Annotated in this window: 19 protein-coding genes; 7 read left to right on the top strand and 12 right to left on the bottom strand. The window is 34.3% G+C overall.

Translation table 11 applies throughout. The annotated features are described in order from the left end of the window. Nucleotides 1-136: 136 nt before the first annotated feature. Nucleotides 137-859: a TrmH family RNA methyltransferase gene (locus tag C6368_RS07470; protein ID WP_107038569.1), complete on the top strand. Its 723-nt coding sequence runs from the start codon at nt 137-139 to the stop codon at nt 857-859. Between the two features lie 207 nt (nt 860-1066). On the opposite strand, the gene C6368_RS07465 is transcribed toward C6368_RS07470, so the two are convergent. The 6 genes from C6368_RS07465 to C6368_RS07440 are packed head-to-tail and all read right to left on the bottom strand — an operon-like array spanning nt 1067 to nt 8119. Then, nucleotides 1067-2623 (bottom strand): NAD(P)/FAD-dependent oxidoreductase, encoded by a 1557-nt coding sequence (locus C6368_RS07465; protein WP_107038568.1) that lies wholly within the window; start codon nt 2621-2623, stop codon nt 1067-1069. Further along, nucleotides 2623-3348, bottom strand: a complete 726-nt coding sequence (gene porT / locus C6368_RS07460; protein ID WP_107038567.1) for a type IX secretion/gliding motility protein PorT/SprT — start codon at nt 3346-3348, stop codon at nt 2623-2625. Before porT ends, C6368_RS07465 begins: the two co-directional genes overlap by 1 nt. A gap of 28 nt (nt 3349-3376) precedes the next feature. Beyond that, nucleotides 3377-4111 carry a bifunctional demethylmenaquinone methyltransferase/2-methoxy-6-polyprenyl-1,4-benzoquinol methylase UbiE gene (gene ubiE / locus C6368_RS07455; RefSeq protein WP_107038566.1) on the bottom strand — a complete coding sequence of 245 codons (735 nt, stop codon included), beginning with the start codon at nt 4109-4111 and terminating at the stop codon, nt 3377-3379. A gap of 2 nt (nt 4112-4113) precedes the next feature. After that, a complete protein-coding gene (locus C6368_RS07450; protein WP_107038565.1) occupies nt 4114-5940 on the bottom strand; it encodes a TrkH family potassium uptake protein in 1827 nt (608 codons plus the stop codon). After that, nucleotides 5934-6926: a bifunctional heptose 7-phosphate kinase/heptose 1-phosphate adenyltransferase gene (locus tag C6368_RS07445; RefSeq protein ID WP_107038564.1), complete on the bottom strand. Its 993-nt coding sequence runs from the start codon at nt 6924-6926 to the stop codon at nt 5934-5936. Before C6368_RS07445 ends, C6368_RS07450 begins: the two co-directional genes overlap by 7 nt. Next, a complete protein-coding gene (locus C6368_RS07440) occupies nt 6926-8119 on the bottom strand; it encodes a pyridoxal phosphate-dependent aminotransferase (protein WP_107038563.1) in 1194 nt (397 codons plus the stop codon). Before C6368_RS07440 ends, C6368_RS07445 begins: the two co-directional genes overlap by 1 nt. Nucleotides 8120-8328: 209 nt before the next feature. On the opposite strand from C6368_RS07440, the gene C6368_RS07435 reads away from it, so the two are divergent. Both C6368_RS07435 and C6368_RS07430 read left to right on the top strand, forming a co-directional pair. Continuing rightward, nucleotides 8329-8694: a CoA-binding protein gene (locus tag C6368_RS07435; RefSeq protein ID WP_107038562.1), complete on the top strand. Its 366-nt coding sequence runs from the start codon at nt 8329-8331 to the stop codon at nt 8692-8694. Nucleotides 8695-8696: 2 nt separating this feature from the next. Further along, on the top strand, nt 8697-9272 hold the full coding sequence (locus tag C6368_RS07430; RefSeq protein WP_107038561.1) for a TlpA family protein disulfide reductase: 576 nt from the start codon (nt 8697-8699) through the stop codon (nt 9270-9272). A gap of 53 nt (nt 9273-9325) precedes the next feature. On the opposite strand, the gene C6368_RS07425 is transcribed toward C6368_RS07430, so the two are convergent. The 3 genes from C6368_RS07425 to C6368_RS07415 form a co-directional block, all read right to left on the bottom strand. Continuing rightward, entirely contained in the window at nt 9326-9745 is a 420-nt protein-coding gene (locus C6368_RS07425; RefSeq protein WP_107038560.1) for a hypothetical protein, read from the bottom strand. A 207-nt stretch (nt 9746-9952) separates the two neighbouring features. Then, the gene (uvrA, locus tag C6368_RS07420; RefSeq protein ID WP_107038744.1) at nt 9953-12739 is read right to left on the bottom strand and encodes an excinuclease ABC subunit UvrA; all 2787 of its coding nucleotides are present in this window, start codon (nt 12737-12739) and stop codon (nt 9953-9955) included. Between the two features lie 50 nt (nt 12740-12789). Then, complete coding sequence (locus C6368_RS07415; protein ID WP_107038559.1) at nt 12790-14547, bottom strand: ABC transporter ATP-binding protein; 1758 nt, start codon at nt 14545-14547, stop codon at nt 12790-12792. Between the two features lie 95 nt (nt 14548-14642). Here C6368_RS07415 and C6368_RS07410 point away from each other — a divergent pair, with 95 nt between their 5' ends. The 4 genes from C6368_RS07410 to yajC are packed head-to-tail and all read left to right on the top strand — an operon-like array spanning nt 14643 to nt 17429. Beyond that, complete coding sequence (locus C6368_RS07410) at nt 14643-15740, top strand: Glu/Leu/Phe/Val dehydrogenase dimerization domain-containing protein (protein WP_107038558.1); 1098 nt, start codon at nt 14643-14645, stop codon at nt 15738-15740. A gap of 5 nt (nt 15741-15745) precedes the next feature. Continuing rightward, a complete protein-coding gene (locus C6368_RS07405) occupies nt 15746-16696 on the top strand; it encodes a transcription antitermination protein NusB (RefSeq protein WP_107038557.1) in 951 nt (316 codons plus the stop codon). A gap of 12 nt (nt 16697-16708) precedes the next feature. Further along, on the top strand, nt 16709-17107 hold the full coding sequence (locus C6368_RS07400; protein ID WP_107038556.1) for a DUF1573 domain-containing protein: 399 nt from the start codon (nt 16709-16711) through the stop codon (nt 17105-17107). A gap of 34 nt (nt 17108-17141) precedes the next feature. After that, complete coding sequence (gene yajC / locus C6368_RS07395) at nt 17142-17429, top strand: preprotein translocase subunit YajC (RefSeq protein ID WP_234369102.1); 288 nt, start codon at nt 17142-17144, stop codon at nt 17427-17429. Nucleotides 17430-17516: 87 nt separating this feature from the next. Here yajC and C6368_RS07390 read toward each other — a convergent pair whose 3' ends face one another. The 3 genes from C6368_RS07390 to lhgO all read right to left on the bottom strand — a co-directional run bounded on the left by C6368_RS07390 (nt 17517) and on the right by lhgO (nt 20317). Beyond that, nucleotides 17517-18242: a DUF4294 domain-containing protein gene (locus C6368_RS07390; RefSeq protein ID WP_107038555.1), complete on the bottom strand. Its 726-nt coding sequence runs from the start codon at nt 18240-18242 to the stop codon at nt 17517-17519. A gap of 86 nt (nt 18243-18328) precedes the next feature. Beyond that, the gene (locus tag C6368_RS07385) at nt 18329-18778 is read right to left on the bottom strand and encodes a DsrE family protein (protein WP_107038554.1); all 450 of its coding nucleotides are present in this window, start codon (nt 18776-18778) and stop codon (nt 18329-18331) included. A 318-nt stretch (nt 18779-19096) separates the two neighbouring features. After that, on the bottom strand, nt 19097-20317 hold the full coding sequence (gene lhgO / locus C6368_RS07380) for an L-2-hydroxyglutarate oxidase (RefSeq protein ID WP_107038742.1): 1221 nt from the start codon (nt 20315-20317) through the stop codon (nt 19097-19099). Nucleotides 20318-20425 lie beyond the last annotated feature (108 nt).

Genomic DNA, 20425 nt, shown 5'->3' with positions numbered 1-20425 from the left:
AAGTTTAAAACTATAAAAAACTCCAATTTTAGTGCCACTAATCTTTAGAGTTCAGGAGCTATTTGATAAATATCATTTAACAATTGTCAATTCAGACAAACATTTTCTATTTTTACCATTCAAGACAGTTTCATTTATGATTTCAAAAGAACAAATCAAGTTTATCCGCTCATTGCACCGAAAAAAATTTCGTGATATTGGACAACAGTTTATTATTGAAGGTCCAAAAATGATTGCCGAAGCAATAAAATACGCTCCAGATAGCTTGATTCAAGTTTTCGGAACAGAACCTACGCAAGAAAAACTGCCAGAACATGTTGTTTTTGAAGAAATTGACAACAAAACTCTTGGACAAATTTCTACTTTGAAGCATCCCCAAAAACAAGTCGCTATATGTAATTATTTACAAAAAAACACTGCACGACCAAATTTCTATATTGCTTTAGACACAATCCAAGACCCAGGAAATCTAGGTACAATACTTCGGCTAGCATCATGGTTTGGAGTTCAACACATTATTGCATCGAAAGAAACAGTAGATTGTTACAATCCAAAAGTTGTTCAAGCTTCTATGGGTGCAATTTTCAATGTTAATATGGAATATGTGGACTTAAAAGAAGCTTTAGAAAACACTGAATTACCAATTTATGGCTCCTTACTTGAAGGCGAGAATATTTACGAAACGGAAATTTCTAAGAAAGGAATCATGATCATGGGAAATGAAGGAAATGGAATTAGCGAAGAAATCATGAAATTCATCACAGATCCAATTACAATTCCTCAATTCGGAAAAGGAGAATCTTTAAATGTAGCAATGGCAACAGCTGTGTTGTTGTCTGAGTTTTCTCGACCGAGGTAATTTTTTGTTGTGAATTTGTTGATTTGTAAAGTTGTGAATTCGTGAGGTGTGGAATAATAACGAACAAAGGTCCCATCAAATCATTGAATACTTGAATAATTAATCATTGAACCAAACCAAACATCGTCAATGTAAATGGACGACTTGCCAATCGTACTTACATTGTATCGATGATTTGGGCGATTTTCATTCTTAATTTTTCGTTTTTCATTTCCCTTCAATCACTTTCGCAATTGCTTGAATACAATTCAATCCATCGACTGCAGCAGAAGCAATTCCTCCAGCATAACCAGCACCTTCGCCACATGGATACAATCCCGAAACTTCAACATGTTGTAATGTTTCTGAGTCACGTGGAATGGAAATTGGAGATGACGTTCTGGACTCTGGAGCCATCAAAACAGCTTCATTGGTCAAGTACCCATCCATTTTTCTACCAAAATCTTTAAAAGCTTTTCTTAAATTGTTTGCGATAAATGGAGGTAGAACTTTATTCAAATCAACGCTAACCATTCCTGGTTGATAACTGCTTTTTGGTAAATCTCTAGATACTATCCCATTTACAAAGTCAACCATTCTTTGTGCTGGAACTGCTTGAGTTTTCCCTGCTGCTTCCCAACATGCTTTTTCCACAGAGGCTTGAAACTCCAATCCAATAAAAGGATTATTTGGATCATAATTGGGAAGACGAGTTGGATCAAGTTCTACCACAACTCCCGAGTTAGAATAAGGATTATTTCTTTTTGAAGGAGACCAACCATTCGTCACAACTTCTCCAGGTGATGTTGCACAAGGCGCTACAATTCCTCCCGGACACATGCAAAATGAATAAACTCCAGTTTTATTTACTTGTGTAACCAAACTATAAGTTGATGGTGGTAAAAACTCATCATTCAACCTTCCATGGTATTGAATTTTATCGATTAACTCTTGCGGATGTTCAATACGAACACCTAGAGCAAATCCTTTCGCTTCAATTTTTACATTTTTTTGATGTAGAAGTTCAAAAATATCTCTTGCCGAATGTCCAGTAGCTAAAATAACATGTTCAGCATCAATTTGCTCAGTGTTATTTAATTCTAGCCCTTTTAATTTATTGTTCTCAATAATAAAATCGGTAACCTTGGAATTAAAACAAACCTCTCCTCCTGATGCGATAATTTGATCACGCATTGCTGTGATTATCGCTGGTAATTTATTAGTTCCAATGTGCGGATGTGCATCTACTAAAATATCATAAGGAGAACCAAATTGAACAAAAAGTTCTAAAACCTTAAGTACATTTCCTCTTTTTTTAGATCGGGTATATAATTTACCATCTGAGTATGTACCTGCTCCTCCTTCACCATAACAATAGTTTGATTCAGGATTTACGATATGTTCTTTATTAATTTTTGCTAAATCTCTTCGGCGTTCTCGAACATCTTTTCCTCGTTCGTAAACAATAGGTTTCAAACCTAATTCAACAGCTTCAAGTGCAGCAAATAAACCTGCAGGTCCCGCACCAATGATATGAACCGGCGTTCCATTTTCAACATTACCATATTGAACTTCAGGAACTGTCAATTCTTGTTTTACCTCGGATAAAACAACTTGTAAATTATATTTTACAGGATTTCTTCTAGCGTCAATAGAACGTTTACGAATATAAAAGTAAGGGTAATCAAATTTACTCCCTCTGTTTTTATTGTTTGCCGTTTTAAGAATAAATGCTTCATCATGCAATTGTTCTGGCAGAACTTGAATTTGAATTAAATTTTCCATTATCCTTCAAAAGTTAAAGAGAACCACCATACCCTATTACGCAGACTTTCAATTGGTTGTGATAATCGAGAATTATCTTGAATTAATGCGTTATTAAATCCGTGAGACAATTTAAGTTCGATTCCAAACTTAAAGAAAGGCAAGAAAAAATCCATTCCTGCACCAACTTGACCTTGAAAGTCATCTCTGTAAAGCTTTATAAAGGGATCCCCAAATTTTTGAGAATTGGTTTCTTTCGACTGTAAATCCAGCGAATACTGAGCGCCAGCAATAATGTAGGCTGCAAAATTATTATATCTTTTTGTTCTAAATTTCAATAAAAGAGGAAAGTCCAAGTTTGTGGATCCAACCCTTTCTTCCTGAAATTCAAAATCTTCGTTTGGTTGAATTGGAACAAAATTATATTCTAAAATTCTTTCTTGAAAAGACAATGAAGGAATAAAACGCAATCGAATCAAAGGAGTTCCTATTTTCATAGAACTAATTAATCCCAATTGAAAACCAGGTTGACTTCTATTCGTAACAGAATAAGTTCCAAACTCGTTAACCATATTTGGTTTATACTGTGTTGAAAAATCAGATGTATTTACTCCCAACATAAAACCGAAATGAAAAAGATTACGGTCAAATTTTCGATAGTTTCTTGCCTGTGGAATTCGTTGTGCTAATCCAAATTCAATTCCAAGAAAGGTAAATATCAATATGAAGATTAACTTTTTCATCATGGCTTTTACAAACGCTAAACGACTTAATTTATTTTACTCCAGTATAAATAGTTGCAATCCCGCCTGAAACCATTTTCGCTTTCACATTCTTGTATCCCACTTTCGTCAATATATCAAGAAAAGCTTGTCCTTCTGGAAAGGCTGCTACTGATTCCGGTAAATATTCGTAAGCCGAATTATCTTTAGAAATAGTTTTCCCTAGCATTGGGATGATGTATTTTGAGTAAAACCCGAAGAATTGTTTCACCGGGAATTTCTTTGGTTTTGAGAATTCCAGAATAACTGCTGTACCCCCGTGATTAATTACACGTAACATTTCGCCCAATCCTTTTTCAAGATTTTCGTAATTCCTTACACCAAATCCAACTGTTAGGGCATCAAATTCATTGTCTTTGAAAGGCAAGTCTTCAGAATCTCCGTACATCATTGAAATGATATCTTCTTTCCCTCTTTTCTTCATTTTCTCGCGGCCTTTTTCCAACATCCCATTAGAAATGTCTACTCCAACCACTTTTTCTGGGTTTAATTTCAATGCCGCTAAAGCGAAATCCCCTGTTCCTGTTGCAAGATCAATTATCTTTTTTGGCTTGCTTGCTTGCAACATATTAATCGCTCTTTTACGCCATAGATGGTCAATGCCCATAGACATAAAATGATTTAAGAAATCATATTTTGCTGATATATTATCAAACATTTCAGCAACCTCCTCTTTTTTGGACTTATCGTCCTTGTAATACGGTTTAACAACTTTATTTTCTGCCATAACTAACCAATCATTGTATGCCCACTTGGGTATTTATATCTTCTACTCATTACTTGTTTACCAAACAAATATGCTATTGTTAATGTTCCAACACGACCAATAAACATCGCGAAAATTAACACAATTTTACCTGGTTCCGTTAAATCTGCTGTTATTCCAGTTGATAATCCAACCGTACTGGCAGCAGAAACATGCTCAAAAATTATATCAATCAATTCAAATTTCCCCGCTTCTATTGCTTGGTACTCTGTGATTAAAAGTGCAAAAATACCAATTAAGTTTCCTACCACGAAAAATACGAAGATAGAATATGCTTTTAATACCAAATCATTGTCGATTGTTCGTTTAAACAACTCTACATGTGGCTTTCTCTTTATGGTTGAAACAACCGAACTCACCATAATTGCGAATGTTGAAACTCGAATACCTCCTCCAGAAGACCCAGAACTCGCTCCTACAAACATTAAAAACAAGAAAAACACAAGAACAGGAAGACTTAGGGTTGAAATATTCACCGTGCTGAATCCTGCATTTCTTGTAGTCATGGAACTAAACAAAGTTGTAACCATTGCTCCAAATCCAGATTGGCCCGCTAAACTTTTATTGTATTCAAATACATAAAACACTACTGCCCCTAAAACCAACAAAGTTAATGTGGTGTATAAAGTTATTCTTGTATCGAATCTCAAGGTTTTCCACGGATACTTCATTCGCTTCCTCAAACTTCTGATCCCAAAAATATCGAACAAATATATCATTCCAAAACCTCCTAAAAAGAAAAGTCCCATTGTAATTATATGCAGTAAATAATTATCTATAACCAGCGAATTCATTAATCCATTTGGAATAGTTGTTAAACCTGCATTACAAAAACTAGAAATCGAATGAAATAAAGCATGGAACATTCTATCGGAATTGTCTGCAAACATTCCTGAAGGTTCCAGTAAAATAAATATACATATAAAACCCAGAAGTTCGATGGCTAATGTCCATTTTACAATTTTGAAAAACATTGTTTCCGTATCTAAAAATGACGTATTATTTACAAAGTCTTCGATTACATCATGTTGTTTAATTCCAACACCAAATTTAGCTACCAATAAGTAAAGTGCTGCAAATGCAATTGTGTTTAAGGCACCAACCTGAATTAAAAACAACACAACCACCTGACCTTTCACAGTAAGAATACTGGCTACATCAACTGTGGCTAACCCTGTTACACTTGTTGACGAAGTAGAGAGAAATAAACTATCAATAAAAGAAATATCATATCCCGTTTGAGTCATTTCGGGAAGCATCAAAAGTCCTGACCCTATGAGTATTATACTTAAAATTGACAAAGTAAATAAGAGCCCTGGATGGATTTTAAAGTACTGTCTAAAATCTCGCTTCTTAAATATTTCCATGAAAACATACGCCACAAAAAAGAACTGAACAGTTAAATTAGAAAAATCTTTAAAACCCTCTAAACCAATAGATTCAAAGAATTTAGAAAATAAAATAACTCCAAACAGATTATACATTACACCCTCTATAACCAATAGAAAGACGATGGCGCTTTCTACCCAATTTTTCTTGATGTAATGAAGGGGATCGTAATCATAAATCAGTTTTATGAAAAATCGAATGATATAGAATAGAAAACTAAACTGAATAATTCTGGTTAAAAACTTTTGAGACTCATCAGTTTGCGGAAATCCATAGTAATAAATCAGCACACTTATCATTCCTAATGCAATGATGATATGCAACCATCGAAATAATGAAAGCACTGTGTTTTTAGAATTGTACAGGCTTAAATTAACCTTCTCTCTAAAACCGCTTAACATTTAATGTCTAGTTTATTTGCTTCATCAAATAGTTCTTCAGCATTTATTGCGACTACACCACGGTATTCACAAACAATTCCGCCCGCTAAATTAGCCATAGATGCCAAAGTTTCAATTTTTAAACCAGCGCATAAACACAATGTTGCAACACTAATTACCGTATCCCCTGCTCCTGAAACATCTGAAATAGTTCGTTCATGTGCAGGAATGTGGTGTTTATTGGCTTCGTTTTCAATAAAAACCCCATTTTCACTTAGCGTAACAAACACAATTTCAGGGTGAACGATAGATTTAAACTTTTCAATAGCTTTATTAAACTGAGTTGAGTCGTTGGCAAAATCAATTTTCATTTGCATTCCCTCACTCAATTCTTTCAAATTTGGCTTAAACAATGTTACACCTTTATAAGCCAAAAAATTCTTTAATTTTGGATCTACGGTTGTTAAAACATTATACTTCTTGGTTAAAGCAATCACTTTTTCTATCAAGGAAGCTGTCAACACTCCCTTATTATAATCTTGGAAAATTAATGCGTCATAACCTGATTTCAATAAAACTTCAAGATCTTTCAACAGCCTTTCTTCTTCCGAACTGGAAATATCATCTGTTTGCTCCTGATCCACACGCAACAATTGTTGATGATTGCCTATAACTCTCGTTTTAATTGTTGTTTGACGGGATTTAGAACGAATAATTCCAGAAGTAGAAATTGATCGTTTTTCTAAAAGTTCAAGCAGCGTTTCAGCCTCTTTATCTTGACCAATTACCGTGCTCATTGTAACCTGTGCCCCTAGACTTATCAAGTTTAGCGCTACATTGGCAGCTCCACCTAAACGCTCTTCACGTTTCAAAAAATTCACAATAGGAACAGGAGCTTCTGGGCTCACACGTTCTACTTTTCCAGTGAGATATGCGTCAATCATGACGTCTCCCAGAACGATAATTTTTTTCGTTTTAAACTCTTCGAAGAGCGCTTCCAATGTCATTATTTCAATTTTTGTAAAGCTAATTTAATTCGGTCCATTGCTTTAGTTAAGGTTGCTTCATCCGTAGCATAAGAAATACGCATACAGTTAGGGTCTCCAAATGCTCCTCCCGTTACAATAGCAACTAGGGCTTCCTCCAATAAATATAGTGCTAAATCATCAGCGTCTTTAATGGTTTTCCCTTCAAATGACTTTCCAAAAAAGCTAGAAACATCAGGGAAGAAATAAAACGCTCCTTCAGGTTCATTCACTTCTACTCCATCCATTGACCTTAATGCATCCAAGACTAAAGTTCTTCTCTTTTTAAATGCAGCCAACATATCTTTTAAATAAGCAGGATCTTTTTTCAATGCTGCAATCGAAGCGCGTTGAGCAATAGAATTTGCACCACTTGTTGATTGACCTTGCATTTTACCACATGCCGCAGCAATTGCTTTTGGCGCACCTATATATCCAATTCTCCATCCTGTCATTGCCCAAGCTTTGGACATTCCATTGATGGTTACAGTTTGATCATAAACCTCTTCAAATTGAGCTATACTTTCGTGTTTTCCATCAAAATTAATATGTTCATAAATCTCATCAGAAATAATTACGATGTCTTTATGATTTACAAATGCACTCGCAAAATCTTTTAATTCTTCTTTTGAATAAACCGATCCCGTTGGGTTACAAGGTGAAGAAAAGATAATCGCTTTTGTTTTATCTGTAATCTTTGCTTTTATCGCAGCACTATTAACTTTAAAGTCAGATTCTATTGTAGAATCAATAATTACAGGAACTCCTCCAGCCACTTTAACAATTTCAATATATGAAACCCAATAAGGTGCAGGAATTAAAACCTCATCTCCAGGATTAATTAAACTCATCATTAAGTTCGCAATGGATTGCTTTGCTCCTGTTGAAACAACGATTTGGTCCAAATCATAATGCAAACCATTATCACGCTTGAATTTGTCAGCAATCGCTTGACGTAAATCATCGAAACCTGGAACAGGTGTATAAGTAGTATAATTTTGTTCCATCGCTTCAACAGCAGCCTCTTTAATAAAATCTGGAGTTGGAAAATCTGGTTCTCCTAAACTCAAAGATATGATATCTAGTCCTTGACTTTTTAATTCACGACTTTTTCGAGACATTGCTAATGTTGCCGATTCCTCCATGGCTAACAAACGATCAGATAATTGTACCATTCAACTTATAGTTTAATTTAATAGGCAAATTTAAAATTATTTTAGGCTTTTCCTTTGGTTTATGTAAAGAATGATGGAATTCAGAGCGAGAAAGAGAAAGAGAGCAGTGACTTCTCCTCTCCCTAAATCTCATGTAACTTTTATCACTCTTAACATTTGTAAAGAATTTTGAATGGGTTTCTTGACCACCTTTACTTATCTTTGTAACTATGGAAACAAAGAAAACTTTGGTTATAGGAGCAAGTGAAAAGACGAATCGTTATGCGAACAAAGCAGTTAGAATGTTGCAAAATCATAGCGTTCCGGTAATTGCTTTTGGAAACCGAGCAGGGAAAATCAATGAAACTTTAATTTCAACTGAGTTTCCGACTAACAAAGATATTCATACAGTGACTTTGTATCTTTCCGCTCGAAATCAAACAGAATATTATGATAAGATCATTGATTTAAAGCCCAAACGAGTGATTTTTAATCCTGGTACAGAAAATTTCGCTTTCGAAAAACAGTTAAAAGAAAATGGAATTGAATCTGAAATTGCTTGTACACTTGTGCTATTGAGCACAAATAGCTACTAGAAATGAACGATAAAACTAAAACTTGGTTAAAGAAAAGAAAGTGGGATATTCTTTTTATCGCATTTATTGGGCTGATGTTTATCCCAAGCATTAGAATGCTTGTTATGTCAACAATCCAAAGAATATTCGCTGGTTCGCCTTCCGAAATTTCGATTGAAAATCAAAAAACTGTCAGCTCTTTTGACTGGATTTTATTGGATCTGAAAGGACAAGAGCATAATTTCTCTGCTGCTCATGGAAAAATAACTGTTGTAAATATGTGGGCTACTTGGTGTCCTCCTTGTGTTGCAGAAATGCCCTCTTTGCAGAAACTCTATGACAAATATGATGATCAATTGGCGTTTTATTTTGTAAGCAATGAAAAGCCAAGCACTCTAAATAAGTTCCTGAAGGCGAAAGAATATACTTTCCCAGTTTATATTCCTGGAAGCAATTATCCAAAAGAATTTGAATCCAATAGCTTACCCACAACTTATGTTTTAGACCAAGAAGGAAAGATAATTATGGAAGAAGTTGGTGCACATGATTGGTATAGCGACAGCTTTTTAGCGAAGATTGACGGAATGCTTGAAAACTAAGCACAAAAAAAGGCCGTTGAAACAACGACCTTTAAAATATATTTTATCAAGAATTAATTACTCCCGTCGCTTTTATAATTGATTTGATCTCCACCCGAGTTTCTAACCCAAAACTCATTGTTTTTCAACTTTACAATTTCTAATTCTTCAACATAAGGGTTTCCACTCTTTTTATAAGTAAGTATTATACTTTCTTTTTCAGAAGTAAATGTCCAAGTCCCTTCTTCTAATTCATCAGTTACTAGATTTTGTCTTAAAAAAGAATCGTCTTTATTAATTTTCAAAGTGTGCTTTTCATCATAAAAAGTAACATCACCTGATGGAGTAGTTAAAGATTCAGCAACCCACAACCCAGTTATTCTGGCTTTTTTCGTTAACAAAGAGAAAGCAGGACCTTGTTCGTACTTACCACACCCTCCAAGAACAAATGCTAGAGTTAGAACAGAAAGGATAATTTTAAAGCTATTTTTCATTATAAGTATTATAAAATGTTTCCCAAAAATATTGTTTAGAACCCAAACATCAAAATTAAAAGTCTCTTATTTATTTTCTAGAACGAATTAAAATTCTCGAAAGTGAGAAGTTACTCCAATATACTGACATCCCTACCCTAAAAATCTCAAATTAAACACTCATCTGCCTAACCCTTTCGTATTTCACTTTTTATCTTTCGTTCATCATTAGTTCAAAAGCTTTCCCTTCAAAAATTGACCTGTAAAACTTTCCTTAATTTTCACCAAATCCTCAGGTGTGCCTTGTGCAACAAGATTCCCTCCATTCACTCCTCCTTCCGGACCTAAATCAATTACCCAATCTGCATTTTTTACCACATCCATATCGTGTTCAATAATCACAACGGAATGACCAATATCAATCAAGCGATTTAAGGAAATCAATAATTTATTAACATCATCAAAATGCAATCCTGTGGTTGGCTCATCAAATATGAACATCGTTTTCGTTGGATTCTTCGCTTTTACAAGGAAAGATGCTAATTTTATACGTTGGGCTTCACCTCCAGATAAAGTTGAAGAAGATTGTCCCATGGTTAAATAACCCAATCCAACATCCACTAAAGGCTGAATTTTATCAACTATTTTCTTCTCTAAATTTCCTTCTTGTGCTTTAAAAAATTCTAATGCTTCCTCAATATCCATTGCTAAAAGATCAGCTATCGATTTATCTTGGTATTTTACTTCAAGGGCGTCATCTTTATATCTTGAACCATTACAAGTTTCACACGTCAACTGAATGTCCGCCATGAATTGCATTGAAACGGTAATTAAACCTTCTCCTTCACAAACTTCGCATCTTCCTCCAGGAACATTAAAACTAAAGAAACCAGGCTTGAGATTTCTCATTTTTGAAATTTTCAAGCGTGAATATAAAGTTCTGATTTCATCAAAAGCCTTCACGTAAGTAACAGGATTACTTCTTGAAGAACGTCCAATTGGATTTTGATCAACGAACTCAATTGCCTCAACTTGAGAGAAATCTCCAGTTATTTCACCATGTTTTCCAATCGGGTTTCCATGAATTCCTAATTCTTTCGATAATGCCGGATACAAAATATCTTTAATCAATGTTGACTTACCGGAACCACTTACCCCTGTAACGCAAACCATTCCATGCAAAGGGATTTTTACACTGATTTTCTTTAAATTATTTTCTGATGCATCAATTATGTGAATCGCATCTTTTAAGTTTCTTCTTTTCTTTGGTACTGAAATATTAGCTTTTCCAGTTAAGTAATCTGCCGTTAAACTGTTTTTGGCATTCACCAACTCCTTGTGTGTCCCTTGGAAAACCAATTCCCCTCCATTTACTCCTGCCAAAGGACCAATATCGATGATTTCATCTGCCGCTTGCATGATAGCTTCCTCATGCTCCACAATTATCACGGTGTTTCCCAAATCTTTTAATTCATTCAAAACACCCACCAATTTTTCAATATCTTTTGGGTGCAATCCTATGCTTGGTTCATCTAAAATATACATTGAACCCACTAAACTACTCCCTAAAGAAGTAGCTAAATTAATACGTTGAGATTCACCACCTGATAAGGTATTCGCTTGACGATTCAAAGTTAAATAACCCAAACCAACTTCGTTCAACCAATTTAATCGGCTTTGAATTTCAACTAAAATTCGTTTTCCAATTTCTAATTGCTGGTCATCTAATTCTATATTTCTAAAAAATGTCAAGTTATCTTCGATCGAAGTTAAAATCATCTCTGAAATATTCTTCCCTCCTAGTTTTACATAATTCGCATCTTTTCTTAATCTAGTACCTTTACAATCTGGGCATTTTGTCTTCCCACGGTAGCGTGCCAACATTACACGAACATGAATCTTATATTTCTTAGTATTTAAATATTCGAAAAAGTCATTAATTCCTTCTATTTTCCCTTTTCCATTCCAAAGAATATCATATTCTTTCTCCGATAAGTCTTTTATTGGACGATGAATTGGAAAATCGATTGACGCCGATTGGCTAATAAAAGTGTCTAAATAACGTCCCATTTTTTCTCCCTTCCATGGTTGAACAGCTTGATCATAAAGTGAACGTGAACGATCTGGAATCACCAAGTCTTCATCAACACCAATCACAGATCCGAATCCTTCGCAAGTATCACAAGCTCCATAAGGATTGTTAAACGTAAAGAAATGCAAGTTTGGTTCAGCGAATTGAATTCCATCCAATTCAAACTTATTGGAAAACGGAAAAATCTCATCAGTTTTAGGAAAGTAAATCCAACATTCTCCATCTCCTTCTGCAAAGCTCAATTGTACAGAATCTGCTATTCTTGATTGATGATCTTCATCATCTAAACGCACACCAAGACGGTCAATAACTAATTCTAAACTTTTAATTTTCTTTAAAGACTTTTCAATTGCTTGGTCAACTTTTAGAATTTCACCATCAATTCGAACCCTCGCAAAACCTTGTTCTTTAAAGATGGTCAATTGACGTTCTATTCCGTAGCGTTCGTAATTCTTAACTGGTGACAAAACCATAAACTTCTCACCAACTTCACGTTTATTGATTAAATCCACAACATCTGTAACATCATGTTTTCTCACTTCATTTCCACTAATTGGGGAATAAGTTTTACCAACTCGGGCAAATAAAACCTTTAAATAATCATATATCTCTGTGACTGTTCCAACTGTTGACCTTGGATTGGTAGAGGTAACTTTTTGTTGAATTGCAATAGCAGGAGCAACTCCTTTAATAAAATCAACGCTTGGTTTATCTAGTTTTCCAAGAAATTGTCTTGCATATGCAGATAAACTTTCAATATAACGGCGCTGACCTTCAGCATACAAAGTATCAAAAGCCAAAGAGGATTTCCCAGAACCCGACAATCCAGTGATTACTGTCATTTTTCCATGTGGAATTTTGACTTCAATGTTTTTAAGATTGTGTTCTTTTGCTCCTTTTATATGTATGTATTCATTTCTCATCATTAAAAAAAATTACGAATGATAAATTACGAATTATCATTTGTCAATTATCAATCCTCCTGTTCTTCCAGCAATTGTTTATTGTAGATTTCGGAATAAACACCATCCAAAGCTAAAAGTTCATCATGCGTTCCTTCTTCAATTTTCCCACCATCATCCAACACTAAAATCCTGTCTGCATTTCTGATTGAAGATACACGATGACTTACGATTAAAGAAGTTGTTTCGGCAAGAGTATCTTTTAAATTATTCAGAATAATTTCTTCTGTTTCTGTGTCCACAGCAGATAAGCAATCATCAAAAATGATCAATTTAGGATTTCTAATTAAAGCTCTTGCAATACTTATTCTTTGTTTTTGACCACCACTCAAATTCACTCCTCGCTCACCTAAAACAGTATCCAGACCTTGTTTAAAGTCTTTTATATTGTTCCAAACATGAGTGGTTTCCAACACTTTAATTACTTCTTTTTCAGTAGCATCCTGATTTTCTGCTAAACCAAATCGAACATTATTTCGAATAGAATCTGAAAATAAGAAAACCCCTTGTGGCACTACACCCGCATGACTTCTATATTCATTTAGATTAATATTTTTCAAATCTTTGCCGTCAACTTCAATCGCTCCTGATGTTGGATCAAACTGTCTCATTAAAAGATTAATAACACTCGTCTTTCCACAACCTGTTCTACCAATTATCGCTAAGGTTTCACCTTTTTTAATTGAAAAACTCAAGTTTTTTACTGCCTGAATCCCAGAAGACGGAAAAGTATAACTCACGTTTTTAAATTCTATCGCTCCATTAAAATCGAAAGGTTGAAGGTTTGTGTTTTTCACTTCTGGCTCTTCATTCAGAAATTCATTGATTCGTTCTTGACTTGCCGCTGCTCTTTGGATCATAGATGTTACCCAACCTACACTTGCCAGAGGCCAAGTCAACATGTTAACATAAAAAATAAATTCAACAATATTCCCTGAAGACAATCCATTTTGAGTTTCAAAAGATAAAATCCCCCCAAAATAAATCACCATAATCGTACTTAGACCAATTAGGAAAGTTATTGTTGGCATAAAGAAAGCATTGGTTTTCACTAAGCTCATTTGTTTTTGTAAATAACCTTTCACATCAACATTAAAATCTTTTTGAAATTTTTCTTCCGCTCCATAAGCTTTTAACACAGTAATACCAGAAAAAGATTCTTGAACTATCGTAGAAATCTTAGACTGTTGCTTTTGAACCTCCACACTTTGCCTATTTACAATGCTTGAAACCTTATAAATAATAAAAGTTAGTAAAGGAAGAGGAATTAAGGTGTAAATTGTTAACTCTACACTAATGTTCGCCATATATGTAACAGTAAAAGCAAAAAGAATAGTTGTACTGATGGTGTACATTATTCCAGGTCCTAAATATTGCCTAACATAAGAAACATCTTCAGAGATTCTGTTCATTAAATCGCCGGTATTGCTTTTTTTATAGAAATTATAAGATAAGCGTTGGTACTGCTCATAAATCTCATTTTTCAAATCGAATTCGATGAACCGCGATACAATTATGATTGTTTGTCTTTGCATGAATAAAAACAAGCCTTTTCCTAGCGAGAGTAAAACATACATTCCACCCAATTTCAAAGCAAAACTCAGCCAATTATCTGCATCAAATCCAGACTTAAATTGATCTACCGCATCACCCACAATCAAAGGCATGTTAACATAAAAAAAGTTAGAACCAATAATAAAGGCAACACCGAGTAAAAGGCGCCATTTGTACTTAAATAAATATTTGTTGAGATAGCTTAGAGACTTCATCTATTAATTTCCTATTTTTGCACTTGAATATGTGCATTTTTTGTTCTACAAAAATAGCCATTTGATTTTAGAAGAAGTATAAAAAGCTTAATACAATGATAGAAACTAGAAAAATAACTGCTGAGGATTTGGTAGACAATCCAGTCATTGCAGCAATGAGTCAGTACAATCACGAACAACTATTATTTTGTAATGATAATGATTCGGGATTAAAAGCGATTATCGCTGTACACAATACTACATTAGGACCTGCATTAGGGGGGACCAGAATGTGGATGTACAACAATGAAATCGAAGCTTTAAACGATGTTTTACGTTTATCACGTGGAATGACTTACAAAAATTCTATCTCAGGATTGAACCTTGGAGGTGGAAAAGCTGTAATCATTGGGAATTCTAAAACAATGAAATCGGAAGCTTTATTCCGCCGTTTTGGAAAATTTGTAAACAGTCTTGCAGGAAAGTATATTACTGCTGAAGATGTTGGAATTAACCCATTGGATATGACTTGGGTAAACATGGAAACAGACCATGTTGTTGGTTTACCAGGTAAAAGTGGAGATCCTTCTCCAATTACAGCTTTGGGAACTTATGTTGGAATGAAAGCTTGTGCCAAAAAACAATTCGGTAGCGATAGTTTAGCAGGTAAGAAAATCGCTGTTCAAGGAGTTGGACACGTTGGTGAATACCTTGTAAAACATTTGCGTGAAGAGAATGCAGAAGTATTCATTTCAGATATTGATCAAGATAGCTTGAAGCATGTTTCTAATACATACGGTGCAAAAGTTGTTGGTTTAGATGAAATTTACGACATTGACATGGACATTTATGCTCCTTGTGCACTAGGTGCTACAGTAAATGATGACACCTTGAACAGATTAAAATGTTCAATCATTGCAGGTTCTGCAAACAACCAATTGGCAAATGAAGTTATTCATGGACAAGCTGTGCTTGACAGAGGTATCGTTTATGCTCCAGATTATGCAATTAATGCAGGTGGTGTAATAAACGTATATGCTGAATTAACGAACAATACTCCTGAATGGGCTTTACATAAAGCAGAAGGAATTTACAATACTATCTACGAAATCATAAAACGTTCATCAGACGAAAATATTCCTGCTTATGCTATTGCAAATAAAGTAGCTGAGGAAAGAATTGAGGCTGTTGGTAAAGTTAAATTACCTTATTAAAATCGATGTTAAACAGAAGACATTTACGTATAAAAGTACTACAAACCTTATATGCTTTTTCACAGCATGAGGACAAAGAATTTTTGTGGGCAAAAAAAGAGTTATTCAAAGCTGTTGACCAAATGTATGAATTGTACATTTCGTTACTAATGATTTTCCCTGAGTTAAAATTGAAGGGAGAACACAGAGTTGATGAGAATAAGAAGAAGATGTTACCGAAGGAAGAGGATATCAATCCCAACATGAAGTTTATCGACAATAAAATTATTCAAATTCTTGAAGAAAATGCAGAATTACGCCATCAAGCCGAAGATCATAAAGCCAATTGGATTGGTGATGACAGACAAGAGTTGATGCGTAAAATGTATAATCACATTCGCCAATCAGAACTTTACTTTGAGTTCATGAATAATGAAAAAGAAGGTTTCGAGGAGGATAAAGAGTTTATTGTTCAATTGTTTAAAACAGAAATAGCGAATTTTCCACTGCTATACGACTTTTTAGAAGAAAGAAGCGTTTACTGGATGGATGATATAGATTTAGCTTGTTCTATGGTTATTAAAACAATCAAATCTTTTAAAGAAGATAGCGAAGACCATAAAATATTGCCTTTATTTAAGCCGAATGATGATGAGGAAGATTTTATTGCTGACCTTTTGAGACAAGCGATAAAAAACCGTCCTGAAAACCTGAAGGTAATCGATGATTTAACCCAAAATTGGGAACTTGATCGTATTGCAAAAATGGATGTTCTTTTGATGGAATTGGCGATTACTGAATTAACAACTTTCAGCAACATTCCAACAAAAGTTACATTGAATGAGTACATTGAAATTTCTAAATTTTACAGTACTCCAAAAAGTAATCTATTTATCAACGGAATATTAGACAAAGCGATCACTAAACTTGAAAGTCAAGGTGAAATTCAAAAAGTTGGTCGAGGTTTAATGAAGTAAAAAGTTTAAACGATGAAGAAAGTTTTTTTATTGGCTGCCATTTCTTTGGGTCTATTTTCTTGTGGAGATGGAGCAAAATCAGAAGGTCAAATAGGACAATATACAACAGTAGAAGTACAAGATTTTCATAATGCAGGATCTGTAGCTAAAGGAGAAAAAGTAGAGTTTGACATCAAGATGAAAAACACTGGTGATTATCCACTTATGATTGCAGACATATCAGCAGCATGTGCGTGTACTGTTTCTAATTTCGAAAAAGACCCTATTCAGCCTGGAGAAACAACAATCATAAATGCAACGATAGATACAGACGAAACAGGGAAAGGTGTAATTAAAAAACCGATTACAGTATCGGCAAACACAAGACCTTCGTCAACGGTTATCATGCTTCAAGCAACGGTAATTGATTAGAATAAATATTAATAATAAATTTAAAAAGTAAGTTATGGGTGAAGGAGGAATGCAATTGGTTATGTTATTGCTGATTTTGGGAGTATTTTATTTCTTTATGATACGACCACAAATGAAGAAACAAAAGGAATTAAAGAAATTTCGTGAAACTTTAACTGTTGGTGACAAGGTTGTTACTATCGGTGGAATCCACGGAAAAGTTTTAGAAATTGCTGATACAACTATCTTGTTAAGTTGTGAAGGAAGCGCAAAAATTCGTGTTGAAAAATCTGCTGTTTCTACAGGAGCTGATGAGCAACAATTGGCACAAGCCGGTAAATAGATTTTCTAATTAGAAACTATCTAATTTCTCGTAGAAAAATTAAAAGGCCAGTCTTAACATTAATTGTTAGACTGGTTTTTTTGGCTTTCAATTGTTTTTACTTTCCAATTGTTTTTGCCTAGCAATTTCCTCTAATTGTTTAATTTTCTTCTTGTTCTGCTTCTTACTTTCTTTATACTCTTTCTTTTCTTTTTTGTATTCTGCCTTACTCAAAATTTCAAATGTTGGATCGAAATCAACCTTCCCGCTTTTAATATCGTTAATCACACATTCAAGAACAAAGTCTTCAGTGTTTGGGTAGTATTTGGCATCTAGATCTTGTTCAAAAAATCCTGCCATTCCAGAATAAAGTGAAGCTTCAAATCCGTTTTTGTATTTGGAAATAATCTCAGTAGCTGTCATTCCTGTTTCACGATAAATCAATTTGGTTAATACTTTTCCCTCAGAAATATACAAATCTTTTAGAAGGTATTTGAAATCGCTTACCAGCTCTTTCTTTGTATTTCGCATTAATTTTCGTTGCTTTCGACTTTTATCTATCGTTGCTAATTCATTCTCCAAAGAATCAATTACGCGCGCCGCTTCCAATGCCAAAGGGTAAACTTTCCTTACTCTTCTTAAAGCATTTCTATATTGTGATTTAAAATCACTTGGTAAATCAAAACTCTCGTAAACTTGAAGTCGACTGATTATAGAATCATTGTAACTGTTGTTTGCTGGAGTTTCTTGACCGATAGAAAAACCAGAAATCAATATTCCACACAACAAAGTTGTTAAAGATTTTAAAGTTTTATTTAGAGATATATTCATCATTAATTATATTAACGAAAGAATGAATGCAAATATTTTGCCATGATAGGATTCTATAAAATGAATTTTATTGAACCCAACTAATAAGTTTATGGAATCAAAACATTATAACCCAATGCTTGTAATTCAAATATTCTAACATAAGCATCATCAACAACTTCAAAACCTTTTGGTAAATCCTCCTTTTCAATTCCCAACCTATTCATTGCCACAGAACAAACTGTTACCTTGAGTCCATCGGTACTATATTTGCTTAAAAAATCGAACAACTCCTTGTCTTCTTTGATGTCTCTTACAACCATTCCCCAAATAACAATCTCATAATTATTAATTTCCACACCGCTCTTCTTCATTTTATCATACATCATAAATGCAGAACGCATTGCACGCTCAGCGGAAACTCCAAAACCATAATTGGGTGTTTTATTCAGTGATTCCACAACTGATTTACCTATAAATTTTGGGGCATCTTGTGCTAACGCAACTGTTGAAAATATCATTGCTACTACTAAACTTAAAAATTGAATCGTTTTCTTCATCGCTATAATACGGTTTAATATTAATTGTTGAATATAACTAAGCTTAAAAATATAGGGTGTAACAATTGTTACTTGTTGGAAAGTAATAACTTAAATTGGACGGAGTACTCTAACATCCTCGATATTTTCCACTGATTAAGTATATCAATGTGGGCTTATTGGAATAAGTTAAGATTAAACAAGAGTTCTTCCACTAGGTTTTACCTCGTGGTTTAGTTTTTTTTTCCAATTGATTTTAATAATTCTATTTCAAAAACAACATTGTTAACAACGATACCGTATTTCATTAACACAGAATTCGGATTGTTCATACAAAAACTACTTCAATGCAAAATGTTTCTCCGCTTTCTCTGCAATTTGTCCACCAATAGCCAAAGAAGCTGTAGCTGCTGGAGAAGGCGCATTCAATACGTGAATGGAGTGTCCGTGGTACTCGATTCTGAAATCATCTCTTGTATCACCATCCTGACCTAAAAGCAAAGCTCTTACTCCCGAACCACCTGGGCGTAAATCATCCATTTCTAATGAAGGAATTAAACCTTGAAGTGTTTTTAAGAACAATTTCTTAGAAAATGCTCTTCTGTATTCATCCACTCCAAATTTCATATTTTTAAAGAATAATTTCCAAGTTCCGCTATACGCCAAAGCATCAAAAGTATCTTTCATGCTGAAGTCGGTTTTACCGTAACCTTCACGCTTGAAAGTAAATACCGCATTTGGTCCACATTCCGTATGTCCGTTCGTCATTCTTGTGAAATGTACACCTAAGAATGGGAAGGCTGGATTCGGAACTGGATAAATTAAGTTCTTCACTTTATGTTGCGCTTGATCTGTGAGTTCATAATAATCTCCTCTAAAACCAACCACTTGTTCTTTCAATTTCACGCCATCTTTTCTTGCCAAACGGTCAGCTTGCAATCCTGCACAGAAAATCAAATGTTTTGCTTTAAACTTTTTAGTTGCTCCAATAACTGTCGAATAATCGTCGTTTTTTTCAACACCTATAACTTCTTCACCAAGAACGGTCTTTGAGTTGCTATTCATCCCCTCGGCATTTGCAACCATTTTTTCAGTGGCGTTTCGGTAATCAATAATACCTGTACAAGGAACCCAAATACCTGCAATTCCTTCAACGAAAGGTTCATGCTCTTTTACTTGTTCACCAGTTATTTTTTCAATTCCTTCCGTGTTATTGGCTAAACCATTTTCAAAAATCTTATCCATAAACGGAAGCTCACTTTCTTTTGTGGCAACAACAACTTTTCCGCAAACATCATGAGGAACCTTGTTATCTTTTGCAAATTGAACCAATTCATGACGACCTTTTACACAATTTTCTGCTTTAAGAGAACCTGGTTGGTAATATAAACCCGAGTGAATAACACCAGAATTATTACCTGTTTGGTGATCAGCATAACGCTTTTCTTTTTCAATTAAAATGATGTTTAATTCTGGGTTACGTTTTTGTAGCTTGTAAAATGTTGCCGCTCCAACGATTCCCCCTCCAATAATTGCGATGTCGTATACTTGATTTTCCACGTAAAAAATTTTCCCTAAAAGTAACAAATTCAAAGTTCATATTTAGCAATAGTTCCTGCAAAGTTGAACTATGAATTATTAATTACAAAGCCTTAGAAATTGATTTGA

This window comes from Brumimicrobium mesophilum, assembly GCF_003025005.1.
In the GTDB taxonomy this organism is placed as follows: Bacteria; Bacteroidota; Bacteroidia; order Flavobacteriales_D; family Crocinitomicaceae; genus Brumimicrobium; species Brumimicrobium mesophilum.
The sequence above is the reverse complement of the archived record's forward strand: the minus strand, read 5'-3'. Positions and strand labels throughout refer to the sequence as shown.